Annotated in this window: 15 protein-coding genes and 1 tRNA gene; 8 read left to right on the top strand and 8 right to left on the bottom strand. The window is 67.6% G+C overall.

Going from position 1 to position 14,112, the window contains the following annotated elements; translation table 11 throughout:
• The first annotated feature begins 1 nt into the window (after nucleotide 1).
• Entirely contained in the window at nucleotides 2-661 is a 660-nt protein-coding gene (locus QZX62_RS00185; protein WP_294171294.1) for an SDR family oxidoreductase, read from the top strand.
• A gap of 1 nt (nucleotide 662) precedes the next feature.
• Here QZX62_RS00185 and QZX62_RS00180 read toward each other — a convergent pair whose 3' ends face one another.
• Nucleotides 663-1,091, bottom strand: a complete 429-nt coding sequence (locus QZX62_RS00180; RefSeq protein ID WP_294171293.1) for a VOC family protein — start codon at nucleotides 1,089-1,091, stop codon at nucleotides 663-665.
• Nucleotides 1,092-1,234: 143 nt separating this feature from the next.
• On the opposite strand from QZX62_RS00180, the gene rpmI reads away from it, so the two are divergent.
• Together rpmI and rplT are read left to right on the top strand one after the other, a co-directional pair.
• Nucleotides 1,235-1,438: a 50S ribosomal protein L35 gene (gene rpmI, locus QZX62_RS00175; protein ID WP_200971293.1), complete on the top strand. Its 204-nt coding sequence runs from the start codon at nucleotides 1,235-1,237 to the stop codon at nucleotides 1,436-1,438.
• A gap of 14 nt (nucleotides 1,439-1,452) precedes the next feature.
• Nucleotides 1,453-1,839 (top strand): 50S ribosomal protein L20, encoded by a 387-nt coding sequence (gene rplT, locus QZX62_RS00170; protein ID WP_294171292.1) that lies wholly within the window; start codon nucleotides 1,453-1,455, stop codon nucleotides 1,837-1,839.
• An 88-nt stretch (nucleotides 1,840-1,927) separates the two neighbouring features.
• Here the strand turns inward: rplT and aceB are convergent, their stop codons facing one another.
• The 3 genes from aceB to aceA are packed head-to-tail and all read right to left on the bottom strand — an operon-like array spanning nucleotide 1,928 to nucleotide 5,001.
• The gene (aceB, locus tag QZX62_RS00165) at nucleotides 1,928-3,496 is read right to left on the bottom strand and encodes a malate synthase A (protein ID WP_294171291.1); all 1,569 of its coding nucleotides are present in this window, start codon (nucleotides 3,494-3,496) and stop codon (nucleotides 1,928-1,930) included.
• Nucleotides 3,493-3,696, bottom strand: a complete 204-nt coding sequence (locus QZX62_RS00160; protein WP_294171290.1) for a hypothetical protein — start codon at nucleotides 3,694-3,696, stop codon at nucleotides 3,493-3,495. The genes aceB and QZX62_RS00160 overlap by 4 nt, the downstream gene beginning before the upstream one ends.
• 24 nt (nucleotides 3,697-3,720) lie before the next feature.
• Nucleotides 3,721-5,001: an isocitrate lyase gene (gene aceA / locus QZX62_RS00155; RefSeq protein WP_294171289.1), complete on the bottom strand. Its 1,281-nt coding sequence runs from the start codon at nucleotides 4,999-5,001 to the stop codon at nucleotides 3,721-3,723.
• Nucleotides 5,002-5,130: 129 nt separating this feature from the next.
• Here aceA and QZX62_RS00150 point away from each other — a divergent pair, with 129 nt between their 5' ends.
• From QZX62_RS00150 to pheT, 3 genes are read left to right on the top strand one after another with little or no spacing between them, the layout of a single operon-like run.
• Nucleotides 5,131-6,546 (top strand): short-chain fatty acyl-CoA regulator family protein, encoded by a 1,416-nt coding sequence (locus tag QZX62_RS00150; protein ID WP_294171288.1) that lies wholly within the window; start codon nucleotides 5,131-5,133, stop codon nucleotides 6,544-6,546.
• A gap of 33 nt (nucleotides 6,547-6,579) precedes the next feature.
• Entirely contained in the window at nucleotides 6,580-7,647 is a 1,068-nt protein-coding gene (gene pheS, locus QZX62_RS00145; protein WP_294171287.1) for a phenylalanine--tRNA ligase subunit alpha, read from the top strand.
• A complete protein-coding gene (pheT, locus tag QZX62_RS00140; RefSeq protein ID WP_294171286.1) occupies nucleotides 7,644-10,028 on the top strand; it encodes a phenylalanine--tRNA ligase subunit beta in 2,385 nt (794 codons plus the stop codon). The genes pheS and pheT overlap by 4 nt, the downstream gene beginning before the upstream one ends.
• Here pheT and QZX62_RS00135 read toward each other — a convergent pair.
• The 4 genes from QZX62_RS00135 to ftsE are packed head-to-tail and all read right to left on the bottom strand — an operon-like array spanning nucleotide 10,005 to nucleotide 12,815.
• On the bottom strand, nucleotides 10,005-10,706 hold the full coding sequence (locus tag QZX62_RS00135; RefSeq protein WP_294171285.1) for a 1-acyl-sn-glycerol-3-phosphate acyltransferase: 702 nt from the start codon (nucleotides 10,704-10,706) through the stop codon (nucleotides 10,005-10,007). The genes pheT and QZX62_RS00135 overlap by 24 nt on opposite strands.
• Complete coding sequence (locus tag QZX62_RS00130) at nucleotides 10,706-11,239, bottom strand: YdcF family protein (RefSeq protein ID WP_294171284.1); 534 nt, start codon at nucleotides 11,237-11,239, stop codon at nucleotides 10,706-10,708. The genes QZX62_RS00135 and QZX62_RS00130 overlap by 1 nt, the downstream gene beginning before the upstream one ends.
• Nucleotides 11,236-12,108, bottom strand: a complete 873-nt coding sequence (locus QZX62_RS00125; protein WP_294171283.1) for a cell division protein — start codon at nucleotides 12,106-12,108, stop codon at nucleotides 11,236-11,238. Before QZX62_RS00125 ends, QZX62_RS00130 begins: the two co-directional genes overlap by 4 nt.
• Nucleotides 12,105-12,815 (bottom strand): cell division ATP-binding protein FtsE, encoded by a 711-nt coding sequence (gene ftsE / locus QZX62_RS00120; protein ID WP_294171426.1) that lies wholly within the window; start codon nucleotides 12,813-12,815, stop codon nucleotides 12,105-12,107. The genes QZX62_RS00125 and ftsE overlap by 4 nt, the downstream gene beginning before the upstream one ends.
• 113 nt (nucleotides 12,816-12,928) lie before the next feature.
• On the opposite strand from ftsE, the gene QZX62_RS00115 reads away from it, so the two are divergent.
• Together QZX62_RS00115 and QZX62_RS00110 are read left to right on the top strand one after the other, a co-directional pair.
• On the top strand, nucleotides 12,929-13,918 hold the full coding sequence (locus QZX62_RS00115; protein ID WP_294171282.1) for a zinc-ribbon domain-containing protein: 990 nt from the start codon (nucleotides 12,929-12,931) through the stop codon (nucleotides 13,916-13,918).
• An 84-nt stretch (nucleotides 13,919-14,002) separates the two neighbouring features.
• Nucleotides 14,003-14,089, top strand: a tRNA-Leu gene (locus QZX62_RS00110).
• The last annotated feature ends 23 nt before the right edge of the window (nucleotides 14,090-14,112 follow it).

The following is a 14,112-nucleotide window of genomic DNA, read 5'->3' as shown; positions in this document are numbered from 1 at the left end:
CATGCCCACAGTTTTGATCACCGGCGCCAATCGTGGGCTAGGGCTGGAGTTCGTGCGCCAGTACCAAGCCGAGGGCTGGACCGTCGTGGCCGCCCGCCGCAATCCAAGCGAGGCATTGTCCGCGCTGTCCGTACGGGAAGAAGCGTTGGACATGGGTGACCTCGAGGCGGTCTCGGGCTTCGCGGACCGACTGGACTCGAACCTCGACCTGCTCGTCGCCAACGCCGGCATCTACGGACCGCCCGAGGTATCCAGCGTCGAGGACGGCCAGGCATGGCTTGAAGTCTTCGGCGTGAATTGCATTGCGCCAACCTTACTGGCGCGGTCGGTGCTGCCACTCGTGCAACAGGCGCGTGGGAAGATGGTCGCCATTTCAAGCCGGATGGGAAGCATCACTGATAGTTCCGCGGGCAGCATCGCCTATCGCTCGTCCAAGGCGGCACTCAACATGGCTTGGCACGTACTGGCGCTCGAGGCGGCGAACAGTGGGGTAACCATCGCGACGCTCAACCCCGGCTGGGTTCAGACGGACATGGGCGGCGCCAGCGCCCCATTGGCAGCGAGCGAGAGTATTCGCCAGATGCGAGCAGTGATCGCAGACCTTTCACCAAGCGGGAATGGCGGCTTCTTCGACCGCACCGGCGAAGCGCTGCCTTGGTAGGCTAGTCCTGCTTGGCGACCGCCGGCGCGCCGATCGACCAGCGATGGCCGAACGGATCGCGTATGACACCGTAGCGGTCACCCCAGAACTGGTCTTCCAGCGGCATGACCACGGCCGCGCCGGCGGCAAGCGCGCCGTTCCATGTCGCGTCCGCGTCCGCGACCTGCAGGTGGAGCGTGCAGCCATGATAGGGTCCCGTCGGCTCACCCGATCCGACATACTCGGGAAACTCGTCGTTCAGCATCAGCGAGCCGCCGTTAATCAGCAGGTGGGCGTGCATCAGCCGGCCGTCCTCGCTTGGCATCCGCGCCAGCTCGCGTGCGCCGAACGCCGCCTTGTAGAAGTCGACCGCTTCCGCTCCACGGCGATCGGGGATGCTGATGTGCGCGGTGACTCCGCCCTCCGGCCCCTGGTTCTCCTTCCGCTCCATGCCTGCCTCCTTGCCTTGTCGCGTGACCACCCTTATAGGCGCGCGCTTTCCAGATTAGTGGAAAAACGAACGGCCCGGCCAGTGAGGGCTGCCGTGGCAGTTTGCGAACGTCGCCCCTGCGTGGGGGCAACAAGGAGACGAAAATGCCCAAGCTCAAGACCAAGAGCGGCGTCAAGAAGCGCTTCAAGCTCACGGCCACCGGCAAGGTGAAGCACGGCGTCGCCGGCAAGCGTCACCGGCTGATCAGCCACAACGCCAAGTATATCCGCCAGAACCGCGGCACCGAAGTTCTTGCCGACGCCGACACGGCGCGAGTGAAGCTTTGGGCGCCCTACGGCCTCAACTAAGGACCGGATAGGACATGGGACGCGTCAAACGGGGTGTAACCACCCGCGCCAAGCACAAGCGGCTGCTGGAACAAGCCAAGGGCTATTATGGCCGCCGCAAGAACACCATCCGCATCGCCAGGCAGGCGGTCGAGAAGGCCGGGCAATACGCTTACCGCGACCGCAAGGTGAAGAAGCGGAGCTTCCGCGCTCTGTGGATTCAGCGCATCAACGCCGCGGTCCGCGCCGAGGGGCTGACCTACGGGCAGTTCATGCACGCGCTGAAGGTCACCGGCGTCGACTTGGACCGCAAGGTGCTGGCCGACATGGCGATGCACGAAGGCGATGCCTTTCGCGCGCTAATCGGCCAGGTCCGCGGCAATGTCGTGCAGGCGGAGCAGCAGCAGGCCGCCGCGACCTAAGCTCGCGATCCACGTGAAACAAAGAAGGGCGCCTCGGGAAGACCGGGGCGCCCTTCTTCGTTCGGCACGCTGACAAACGTGAGCTGGTTCAGTTAAGCAGCGGGTAGGCCGGAAGGGTCAGGAACTCCTCGCAGTCCTCATCGAGAATCATGCGGCGGAACAACCCCGCGGCCTCATCAAGATGCGGCTGGTCCGGGATCGCCGCCAAGTCCTCTTCGAACAGCCGTTCGAACGTCGCCCGGTCGAACTTGCGGCCATCCTCTAACGGAGCTTCGAACCGGAGCCATTGCCAGAGCTGCGTCCGGCAGATCTCCGCAGTCGCGGCGTCTTCCATGAGGTTGTAGAGCGGAACCGCGCCGCGTCCGCTGAGCCAGGCGGCGATATACTGGATGCCGACGCGGATATTCTCGCGCGCGCCTTCCTCGGTCCGCGAGCCGCTGTGCATGGCCAGCATCTCGTCGCGTCCAGGAACCTGCGGCGGCAGCTTGTCGAGCTGGTTGGGCCCGTGCATCTGCTCAAAGGCCTCCAGCGCCACGGGAACCAGCGCCGGGTGAGCTACCCAGGTGCCATCATGGCCGTTGCCGACCTCGCGCTGTTTGTCCGCGCGCACCTTGTCCATCGCGGCCTGGTTCGCCGCCTCATCCCCCTTGACGGGGATGAAGGCCGACATGCCGCCCATCGCGAAGGCGCCGCGGCGATGGCAGGTGGCGATCAGTCGCAGCGAGTAAGCCGCAAGGAACGCCTTATCCATGGTCATCGCCGACCGGTCAGGAGTCAGCCGCTCGGGCGACCGGCCGAACCGCTTTATGTAGCTGAAGATGTAGTCCCAGCGCCCGCAGTTCAGACCGACAATATGCTCGCGTAAGGCAAACAGGATCTCGTCCATCTCGAACGCCGCGGGCAGCGTCTCGATCAGCACCGTGGCCTTGATCGTGCCACGGGGCAGGTGCAGCTTGGTCTCCGCAATGCTGAAGACCTCGCTCCACAGCTCCGCTTCGAAGCGGGACTCGAGCTTGGGCAGGTAGAAGTAGGGGCCCGAGCCCGCCGCGATCGCCGCCTTGGCGTTGTGCCAGAAGTAGAGCCCAAAATCGAACAAGCCGCCGGCGATCGGCTCGCCGTCAACCGTGAGGTGCCGCTCGTCGAGGTGCCAACCGCGCGGGCGGACGATCAGCACAGCGGGACTGTCATTCAGCCGGTATTGCTTGCCGCTCGCCGCGTCGGTGAAGCCCAGCGATCCCTGCCAGCGCGCCCGCAGATTGAGCTGACCCTGCAGCAGCTCGTCCCAGGTCGGCGCGGTGGCGTCTTCGAAGTCCGCCATGAACACCTTGGCGCCCGAGTTCAGCGCGTTGATCACCATCTTGGCGTTGGTCGGCCCCGTGATCTCCACGCGCCGGTCCCGGAGGTCGGCCGGAATCTCGCCCACCCGCCATTCGGCGTCCCGGATGTCGCGCGTGGCCTCCGGGAAGTCCGGCAGCTCACCCGCGTCCAGCCGCTCCTGCCGGTCGCCGCGGGCGGCCAGCAGGGATCGGCGGCGCGCGTCGAAACGCTGGTGGAGCTCGGTTAGAAACTCCAGCACGTCAGGAGTGAGCAGCTCGGAGGCGCCCGGAACCCCGCTCGGCTCGGCGACTGCGCGCGTTCGGTCAAGCACAGTGCTCACCGGGCTTGCGCCTCCGGTTCAACGCAGATCGAGTAGCGCTCGGTAGCACCGCAACGGTCGCGGAAGGTTAGGCGCTGCCACTCCATGCGGGCTTTCACCTCGTCATGGAAGGGGCCGCTCACCCGCTCTGTGCCGGGCTGAAGCTGCTTGAACATGCAGTCGGAATACTCGCCGCCGACGATCCAGAAACGCTTGGACATGCTGATGCTCCTTCTCAGGCCAGATTATTCCGCAGCCACGAACTGGGCGGCTTCGGTGGACTCGCTCAGCGCCGTGGTCGACGCCTGCCCGGCGCTGACTGCGGTGGCGATTGCGTCGAAATAGCCGGTCCCGACCTCGCGCTGGTGGCGAGTGGCGGTATAGCCGTCCTTTTCGGACGCGAACTCGGCCTGCTGCAGTTCCGAGTAAGCTGCCATGCCATGGTCGCGGTAGCCCGACGCCAGCTCGAACATGCCGTGGTTTAGGCTGTGGAAGCCCGCCAGGGTGACGAACTGATACTTGTAGCCCATCGCACCGAGTTCGCGTTGGAACTTGGCAATGGTTTCCTGGTCGAGCTTGGCTGCCCAGTTGAACGAGGGCGAGCAATTGTAAGCGAGCAGCTTGCCCGGATAGACCTTGTGCACCGCTTCGGCGAACTTGCGCGCATCCTCAAGGTCCGGGTGGGAGGTTTCCCACCAAAGCAGGTCAGCATGCGGCGCGAAGGCAAGGCCGCGGGCGATGCAGTGGTCAAGCCCGCTCCCCTCGCGCAGGCGGAAGAAGCCCTCGGGCGTGCGCTCGCCGGTGATGAACTCCCGGTCGCGCTCATCGACGTCGGAGGTGATGAGCTTGGCGCTCTCCGCATCGGTGCGGGCGACCAGCACGGTCGGGACCCCGCAGATGTCGGCCGCGAGCCGGGCGGAGTCGAGGTTGCGGATCGCCGCTTGGGTCGGGATGAGCACCTTGCCGCCCAGATGTCCGCACTTCTTCTCGGACGCGAGCTGATCCTCGAAGTGCACGCCCGCGGCGCCCGCCTCGATATAGGCTTTCATGATCTCGAAGCAGTTCAGCGGCCCGCCGAAGCCGGCCTCCGCATCCGCAACGATCGGCACGAACCAATCACGCTTGGCGCCGCCTTCCAGATGCTCGATCTGGTCGGCGCGCTGCAGCGTGCGGTTGATCCGCCGCGCGAGTTCCGGCCCGGCGTTGGCCGGATACAGCGACTGGTCTGGGTACATCGCGCCGGCGGTGTTGGCGTCGGCGGCGACCTGCCAGCCCGACAGGTAGATCGCCTGCAACCCGGCACGGACCTGCTGCATCGCCTGGTTGCCGGTGACGGCGCCGAGCGCGCGGATCGGCTCCTCTTGCCCATTCAGAAGCTCCCACAGCTTCAGCGCGCCGCGGCGGGCAAGCGTGTAGTCGATCGGCACCGAGCCGCGGAGCCGCTCGACATCTTCTGAGCTATAGGGACGCTCGATGCCGTCGAAACGGCCAGGCGGAGCGGAAACAACGGACGCGTAATCGGACATGGACGACCCCTCGTTAGGAATTTCGAAAGAAGGCATCCAACGCCACCCGCCGAGTCGCGTCGCATCGAAAAGAGCTAAGCAGCCAAGTTACGACTTGTGCTCCTTGTAAATAGTTGACAATCTGACTCGATGGCGCAGCGCAAGCTCTTCCTGGGTGCGAGATTGAAGCGGCTGCGGCGTGAACGCAGTCTTCAGCAAGCGGCGATGGCGGGCGAACTGGGTATTTCCGCCAGCTACCTCAATCACTTGGAACGCAATCAGCGGCCGGTCACCGCCGGCATTCTGCTGCGTTTGGCTGAAACGTTCGATGTCGACATCAAGCAGTTTGCGGCGGAGGGCAGCGATGGAGGCGGCGCCGAGCAGCTGCTGGAAGTCTTCTCGGATGGCATGTTCGCCGACCTTGGGATCAGCCGGCACGAGATCATGGAGCTCGCCGACAACGCCCCCGCCCTGGCCGACGGACTGACCCGGCTCTACACGGCATTCCGCGAGCTGCAGCGGCATCCGCCGGACGCAGCAACCGGCGGCGCGGACCCGCGGGTGCTGATCACGCCCGAGACCTGGGTGCGCGACTACATCCAGTCGCAGCGCAACCACTGGCCCGAACTGGAGGAGGGTGCGGAGACGCTGGGCGGTGCGCTTGGCGATCCTCTGTCGGTGGCCGAGCCGCTGCGCCGGCGCCTCAAGGAAGCTTTCGGCGTGGACGTGCGGCTGGTCCCGCCCGAGACGCTTGAACAGGCCAGCCAGATGTACGACCCGCAGCGCCGGTTGCTGCTCCTGTCTTCACTGCTGCGGCCGGAGAACCGCACTTTCGGCATCGCCTATCAGCTTAGCCTGCTCGAGTTCCATCCGACCATCGTCCGGATGCTGGAAGCGGCGCGCCCGCCTGACCCGGGGAGCCGGCGCCTCCTGCACATGAGCTTCGCGAACTATGCCGCGGGCGCCATCATGATGCCTTACGGCAAGTTCCTGCTCGCGGCTGAAGAGCATCGCTACGCCATCGACCGGCTGTGCGGCGATTTTGGCGCCAACGTCGAGCAGGTGGCGCACCGGCTGACCACGCTTGGCCGGCAGGGCGCACGCGGGGTGCCGTTTTTCATGCTGCGGGTCGACCCCGCAGGGAACATCTCAAAGCGCTATGCGGGCGAGAACTTCCCGTTCAGCCATTTCGGCGGCACCTGTCCGCGCTGGCACCTGCACGCGGCTTTTCAGACGCCAGGGCAGACGATCCGCCAGCTGATCGAAACGCCCGACGGGCAGCGCTATTTCACCATCAGTCGGACGATTGAGCGGCCGATCCGTCCAGACCTCAGGGACGATTCGCTCCTAGCGATCGGGCTGGGCTGCGATGTCCGCTATGCGGGCCGGATCGCCTATTCGGACGGCCTCGATTTGGTGAACACTCCGGCCACCCCGGTCGGGCCGGCGTGCTCGATCTGTCCGCGGCTGCAATGTCCTTACCGGGCAACTCCTCCCGCGGGCCGGGCGCTGGCGGTGCACGAGAACCGCAAGAGCATCTCGCCCTACCCGTTCGTGCCCTCGTGACGGGCCGCTGAGCCGCCGCTACAGCTTCGCGCCATGAATGACGTGGAAGGAACTATCGCGCGGATCGCCGCCGCCGACGATCTGCCAGCGCTGGACGTGGTACGGGTCGAGGCGCTCGGCAAAAGCGGCTGGGTGACCGGATTGCTCAAGACGCTTGGCGGCATGACGCCGGAGGAGCGCCAGCTCCGCGGGCCGGAATTTCAGCGCGTGCGCGCTCGCCTGACCGACGCCATCGCCCAACGCAGAGAGCAGCTGGAGGCCGCTGAGCTGGAGCGCAAGCTTGCTACCGAGCGGATCGATCTGTCGCTCCCTGCGCCCGAACATTCACGCGGCACCGTTCACCCGATCAGCCAGGTGATGGAGGAGCTGGCCGAAATTTTCGCCGACCTGGGCTTCGCGGTGGCGGAAGGGCCGGAGATCGAGAGCGATTGGTATAATTTCACCGCGCTCAACTTCCCGCCCGGCCATCCTGCCCGAGCGATGCACGACACCTTCTACCTTCAGCGCACCGACGCCGACGGCCTGCCTTACGTGCTGCGCACCCATACCTCCCCTGTGCAGATCCGGGCGATGCAGGAGCGGGGGGCGCCGCTGCGGGTGATCGCGCCCGGACGCGTGTACCGGTCGGACAGCGACGCGACGCACACGCCGATGTTCCACCAGATCGAAGGGCTGGTGATCGACCGCGCGATCCACCTGGGTCACCTCAAATGGACGCTGGAGACCTTTCTAAAGGCCTTTTTCGAGCGCGATGACATCGCCATCCGCCTGCGCCCGAGCTATTTCCCCTTTACCGAGCCATCGGCGGAGGTCGACGTCGGCTGGTCGCTGGAGAAAGGCCGCCGTGTAGTCGGCGGGCAGCAGGGCTGGATGGAGGTGCTCGGCAGCGGCATGGTCCACCCCAAGGTGATCGCCGCCGCCGGCCTCGACCCCGACCAATGGCAGGGCTTCGCTTTCGGCACCGGCGTCGACCGGCTGGCGATGCTGAAATACGGCATGGATGACCTGCGCGCCTTTTTCGACGGCGATATCCGCTGGCTCAAGCACTACGGCTTCAGCGCGCTGGCCGTGCCCACCCTGTCCATGGGAGTGGGCGCGTGAAGTTCACCTTGGCCTGGCTCAAGGATCACCTGCAAACGGACGCGTCGCCGCAGGAGATCGCCGAAAAGCTCACCGCCATCGGCCTAGAGGTCGAGAGCGTCAGCAATCCGGCAGAATCGCTGGCGCCGTTCCGGGTCGCGGAAGTGCTGACTGCCGAGAAGCATCCACGGGCTGACAAGCTGCAAGTGCTCTCCGTGAACGCGGGCGCCGAGTTCAACGATGGGGGTCCGCTCCAGGTAGTATGCGGCGCGCCCAATGCCCGCGCAGGCATGAAGGGCGTGTTCGGTCCGCCGGGCGCCTACGTGCCGGGCAGCGCCATGACCCTCAAGGTCGCGGCGATCCGCGGGGTCGAGTCCAACGGCATGATGTGCTCGGTCCGCGAGCTACAGCTAGGCGAGGAGCATGACGGGATCATTGAGCTGCCGGCCGAGGCTCCCGTCGGGCAGAGCTTCGCCGCTTACGCCGGCCTTGACGATCCGCTGTTCGACATCGCGGTCACGCCCAACCGGCCCGACTGTCTGGGCGTCCGCGGGATCGCGCGCGACCTCGCGGCCGCGGGGGTGGGCACGCTTGTCGAGCGCCCGATCGCTCCGGTGTCCGGCGGCTTCGCGCAGCCATTAGCGATTGCCACGGAGGAGGACAGTGGCTGCGAGGCCTTCGCCGGGCGGCTGATCCGCGGCGTGCGCAACCGCCCTAGTCCGGAGTGGCTGCAGCGCCGGCTGACCGCGGTCGGCCTGCGCCCGATCTCGGCGCTGGTGGACGTCACCAACTTCTTCTCGGTTGATCGGGCGCGGCCGCTGCACGTGTACGACGCGGCCAAGCTGGTAGGCCGCATCATCGCGCGCCGCGGCCGCGCCGGCGAGCGCTTCCTGGCGCTTAACGACAAGGAATATGAAGTCGTCTCAGACGACTGCGTGATCGCGGACGACAGGCGGGTGCTGGGCTTGGGCGGCGTGATCGGCGGCGCGGACACCGGGGTCGGGGACGGCACTGCAGACGTGTTGCTGGAATGCGCGTGGTTCGATCCGGCGAGTATCGGCGCGACCGGGCGGCGGCATGGCGTCGGCACCGACGCACGTGCACGCTTCGAGCGGGGCGTCGACCCGCTGGCGATGGGGGAGATGGTCGAGGCAGCCACCGCCATGATCCTGGAACTGTGCGGCGGCGAGGCATCGGATGTCACGCTGGCGACCAGCAGCCGCTGGGCGGCGGTCACCGCAGAGCGCCATGTCGAGCTCCGGCCGGCCCGGGTCAACGAACTTGCGGGGCTGGACCTGCCGCTTTCCGAGCAGCATGCCATTCTCCACCGTTTGGGCTTCGCAGTTGAGCCAGGCGGCATCGTCCCGCCCGGCTGGCGGCCGGACATCGACGGCGAGGCCGACCTGGTGGAGGAGATCGCCCGCATCCACGGCTACGACCGGGTGCCCTCCACACCCCTGCCGCGCGATCCCGGTGTGACCCGACCGACGGCCACGGCGGCGCAGCGGCTGGAGCGGCGGCTGCGGCGCGCGGCCGCGGCCAGTGGCCTCGATGAAGCGATCACCTGGAGCTTCGTCAGCGAGGCCGAGGCAGCGGGCTTCGGAGACGCACAATGGACGCTGGCGAACCCGCTCAGCGAAGAGATGAAGGTCATGCGCCCTTCGCTGCTGCCGGGATTGCTGGCGGCGGCCCGGCGGAACCTCGATCGCGGCGCGGCCAGCGTTCGCCTATTCGAGATCGGACGGCGCTACCTCCATGATGCGGAACGGCCCACCGCCGCCGTGCTGCTGGTTGGCGAGGCAGGCGTCCGCAATTGGCAGGCCGGCAAGGCCCGGCCGTTCACGCCGTTCGACGCCAAGGCAGAAGCGCTGGCCCTGCTCGAAGCAGCCAGCGCACCGGTCGGCAATCTCCAGACCTTCGCCGACGCTGGACCGACCTGGCATCCGGGTCGCTCGGCGACGCTGCGCCTTGGCCCCAAGACCGTAGTGGCAGCCTTTGGGGAGCTTCACCCGCGTCTTGCGCGGCAGTTCGACGTGCCGGAGGGCACCACCCAGGCCGCCGAGATCTACCTCGAAGCGATCCCCGCAGCACGGGCCACTGCACGCGGTCGGCCGGCCTTCACACCGCCCGCCCTGCAGCCGGTCAGCCGCGACTTCGCCTTCCTGGTGCCGCCCGAGCTCGCCGCCGAAACGCTCGTGCGGGCGGTGCGCGGTGCTGACAAGGCGCTGATCACCGGCGCTCGGCTGTTCGACCGGTATCAGCCGGAAGGCGGCGAGCTCAGCCTTGCGGTAGAGGTGACCCTCCAGCCGGTCGAGAGGACCTTGACGGAAGCGGAGATACAGGCGGTGTCCGACAGGATCGTCGCCGCGGCGACCAAGCTAGGCGCGCGGCTGCGGAGCTAGCTCCAGAGCATTAATCGCGGCGTGGACCCGCGCCTCGATCTCTGCGCGCTTGAGACCCGGAGGGATCACCTCGCCGACGCGGACGTGGATGGTGCCGCGGCGCTTGACCAAGCTCCGGCCCCACAAGCGCCCGCTGTCCAGAGCCACCGGCACCACCGGTAGGCCGAGCGCCCGGTATAGTCCGGCGAAGCCCGGCTTTAGTTCCGGCGTCTCGCCCACCGGCATCCGCGTGCCCTCCGGGAAGATTACGACTGGACGTCCGTCAGCGATCGCCCGCTTGCCCAGGGCCATCATTTCCCGCAGCGCACTGGCCCCCGCGTCGCGATGTACGCCGATCACTCCGTAGCGCAGGGTCACCCAGCCGAAGAGCGGAATCTGCGTCAATTCGCGCTTCATCACCACCACCGGCGTGTCGGCCAGGCGCAGGCACTCGACGGTCTCCACCACCGCCTGATGCTTGATGGCGATGAGGTAAGGTCCGGGAGGGATCGTGCCGTCGATCTGCCAACGGATGCCGAGCAGGTAGTGCACCAGCCAGTGGTGGTAGTCGGACCAGCCATGCACCACCGCCCGAACCGGCCCCCTGCCGAACGGCGACACGGCGAACACGCCCAGCACGTAGACCAGGGTTCCCAAGTAGAAGAGCAAGGTAAACAGCGCTGAGCGAAGCCACTGCATCACAGGTCCAACAGCACGGCGAGGCGCCGCAACAGATATTTGTTGTACTCGCCGAACAGAGTAGTGAGCCGCGGCTTGGTTGGAACGCCATCGGTAATCACGGAGAAATCGTCGTCCAGGTGCCGACGGAACTCGTATTCCGCCCGGCGCATGTGCCAATCGCTAGTGATCAGGCGCAGCGAGCGATAACCCTTCCGTTCCAGCCAGCGACCCGCTTCCTCTGCGTTGGAGCGGGTATCAACGCTCTCGGAGCCGAGATCCACGCAGCAGCGCAGCACGCTTGCCGAGCGCGCACCGAGCCGGCGGCGGAGGTCGGCGCGAGTGACGCTGGGATCGGCGCCGGCCACCAGCATCCGCTTGGCCCCGCCCTGCCGCATGACGTCAATTCCACGCTCGATCCGCCCCGGCCCGCCGGTCAGGACCACGACGGAGTCGGTCTCCGTGGCACCCGCCGGTTCGCCGAGCGTCACGCCGAACAGGGCGAAGCCTAGCGCGTAAAGCAACAACAGCAGGGCACCCGCGCGGAGGATCATAGGACCCTGCGCAATGCCTTCAGGACGGTGGTTCTGGCAACCAGCATTGCCACCAGCGTGCCAAGCAGCGGCAGCAGCGCGAGCAGGAACCAATCGAGCGGACGCAGCACCGGCCCGCCGCCAAGGTCGTTCAGCAGCGAACCCGGGACAGTCCGCACCAGCAGCAGCACCAGCGCTGCCGCCGCGCCACCCACCACTCCGCCAACCAGCGCGTCGCGCGCCAGCCGGCGCTGGAACAGCCGGGCGAGTTGTTCGTCCGTGGCGCCGATGCCGTGCATGATCTCGATGGTGGAACGGTGGGTGTCGAAGGCGCCGCGGGTCGCCAGCACCACGGTAGCCGCTGTCGCGGCTGTCATCAGCAGCACCAGCCCGAGCGCCAGCCACTGCAGCGCGCGGAGCGAGCCGGTGACCGGGCCCAGCTGCTCGCTATAGGCGAGCACGCGGGCCTGCGGGACCGCGCGCCGCACCTGCGTTGTCATCCGGATGGGATCGGCGCCGGGCTGAAGGTCGACGTCGATCAGCGCGGGCAGCGGCAGGCCTGCAGAGGCTGCCTCGGGGCCAAGCCAGCTCTGCAGCGTGGCGCGGATATCCGCTTCCGGTACTTGGTTGACCGCCAGAACACCCGGAACGCGCCGCGCGGTCGCGACCGCGACGGGAGCAGTGCGCGCGCCGCCGGGAATCTGGATCGAATAGCGGCCGGTCACGCTGTCTCCGAGCACCCGCGCGGCGTTGGCCATCGCCAAGCCGGCCGCGGCGACCACCAGCGTCACGAACATCATGATCGCGATCACCCACGGGGTCGGCCGTCCCGTTCGGTCGGGCAGGAATCCGCGCTCGCCGGCGGGGGTTACCAGGGCGGCTAGCATCATCCTTCACCGACCCGCCGCGGTGGGTTGCGCAGCGCGCCCGTGGGATCGACCAGCCGGCCGTTCTCTAACCGCATCAGCTCCGCGCCCTTGGTGGCGGCGATCAGCGACAGGTCGTGCGTCGCCACCAGGATCGTGGTCCCGAGCCGATTTAGCGACTCAAACAGATGAAGCAGGCGTGCCGCCATGTCCGCGTCGACGTTGCCGGTCGGCTCGTCGGCGACCAGCAGCTCGGGGTGGGCGATCACCGCGCGGGCGATCGCTACCCGCTGCTGCTCCCCACCCGACAGGGTCGCCGGCTTGGCGGCCGCTCGGTCGGCCAGCCCGACCCAGGCCAGCAGCTCGCGGACCGGGCCGATCACGTCCGCCTCATCGCGCCCGGCCAGCCGCAACGGCAGCGCGACATTGTCGAACGCCGACAAGTGCTGCACCAGGCGGAAGTCTTGGAACACCACGCCGATGCGGCGGCGAAAGGCCGGCATGGCGTCACGCGGCGCGGCACTCAGCTCCTCCCCAAAGATCCGCATCCGCCCGCGCGTCGGACGCTGCGCCAGGTAGAGCAGCTTCAGCAGCGAGGTCTTGCCCGCGCCCGAGGGCCCGATGAGATAGGTAAAGCCGCCGCGCGGCAGGCGCAGGTCGAGGTCCTTGAGCACCTCCGCACCCGTCCCGTAACGCAATCCCACGCTGTCGAACTCGACGATCGCGCTCACCTGAACCCCACCCATCTCCCACCCTGTTCTCTCGCATGCGGGCCGCGCCTTGCCAATGGCGCTCGGGAGGGGTTACCAGCGCGGAATTGGACCCGGGGGCGAAAGGCGCTTGCATGATCCTTACCTGTCCGGAGTGCGGCACCCGCTATGTGGTGAAGGACGGCGCCATCCCCGAGGGTGGCCGGCAGGTCCGCTGTGCATCGTGCAAGCACAGCTGGCACCAGGACCCGCAGGAGCTCGACCCGCGACACGATATGCCCGACCAGAGGCAACCCGAACTTGGCAGCGCGGAGGAGTTCCCCGCGCCGGCGCCCCTGACGCACCCCGCGGGAGAGCCTGGTGGAAAGGCTCCAGAAGTCGCTCTGGCGGATCATGCCCATCCCGACACGCCGGGGGAGGCGGCATGGGACGCTGGCGACCCGGACGCGCACCCGCTGCCGGAGCCTGACGCCACGACGCCGATGTTCGCGGCGCCCGACCAGCCGGAGGCGGTGGCAACCGCGCGCAGCGACTTCGAAGCGCAACCGGTGTCCGCACCCGGGCAGCCGCATGCCGCGCAGCCGTTACCGGAGGAAGGTGTGGCGGAGGCTGCCGAGGAGCCTGCGTTCGCCGCCTACGCGCCCGAGGAGCACCACGAGCGGCGCTCGCGCACCTGGCTGTACCTGCTGGTCGCCGCGCTCCTGATCGCCGGCCTGGCGGCGGCCCTGTGGTTCCTGGCTCCGGCAAGATGGCAGCAGCGGCTTGGCGTAGCGCAGCCGAACGACACTCCGCTGCTGGTGCAGATCGACGAGCGCAACCGCCGCACGCTGGCCAGCGGCAATCAACTGCTGGAGGTCAGCGGCAAGGTCATCAACCCGACCGACCAGGCCCAGCGCGTGCCCCCCTTGCAGGCGCAGCTGCGGAGCCTGGAGCAGCAGGTGGTCTACCGCTGGACCATCCCGCCGCCCGCCGCCGTGCTCTCGCCGGGCGGCAGCGCCTCGTTCAACAGCGCGGAACTCAACATTCCGGCATCGGCGGCGTGCCTGGACGTGTCGTTCGGCGGCGTCTCGGCCAAGGAGCCGTGCCGGGCAATGGGTGCCGAGGGGAGCAGCCAGGCCGGCTGAGCGGCGGGCAGTTGCGCAGGCCGGGAGCCGCTGCTAGAGGCTCGCGCCTTGCCAGCGGCGGTCCTCCGGGCCGGCGAATATGATGCGGTCGTGGCGGAACTGGTAGACGCGCAACGTTGAGGTCGTTGTGCCCGAAAGGGCGTGGAAGTTCGAGTCTTCTCGACCGCACCATCGTGAAGGTGAAGCGAAGCTTT

The sequence above is a fragment of the uncultured Sphingomonas sp. genome (assembly GCF_902806265.1).
Lineage (GTDB): Bacteria > Pseudomonadota > Alphaproteobacteria > Sphingomonadales > Sphingomonadaceae > Sphingomicrobium.
The sequence above is the reverse complement of the archived record's forward strand: the minus strand, read 5'-3'. Positions and strand labels throughout refer to the sequence as shown.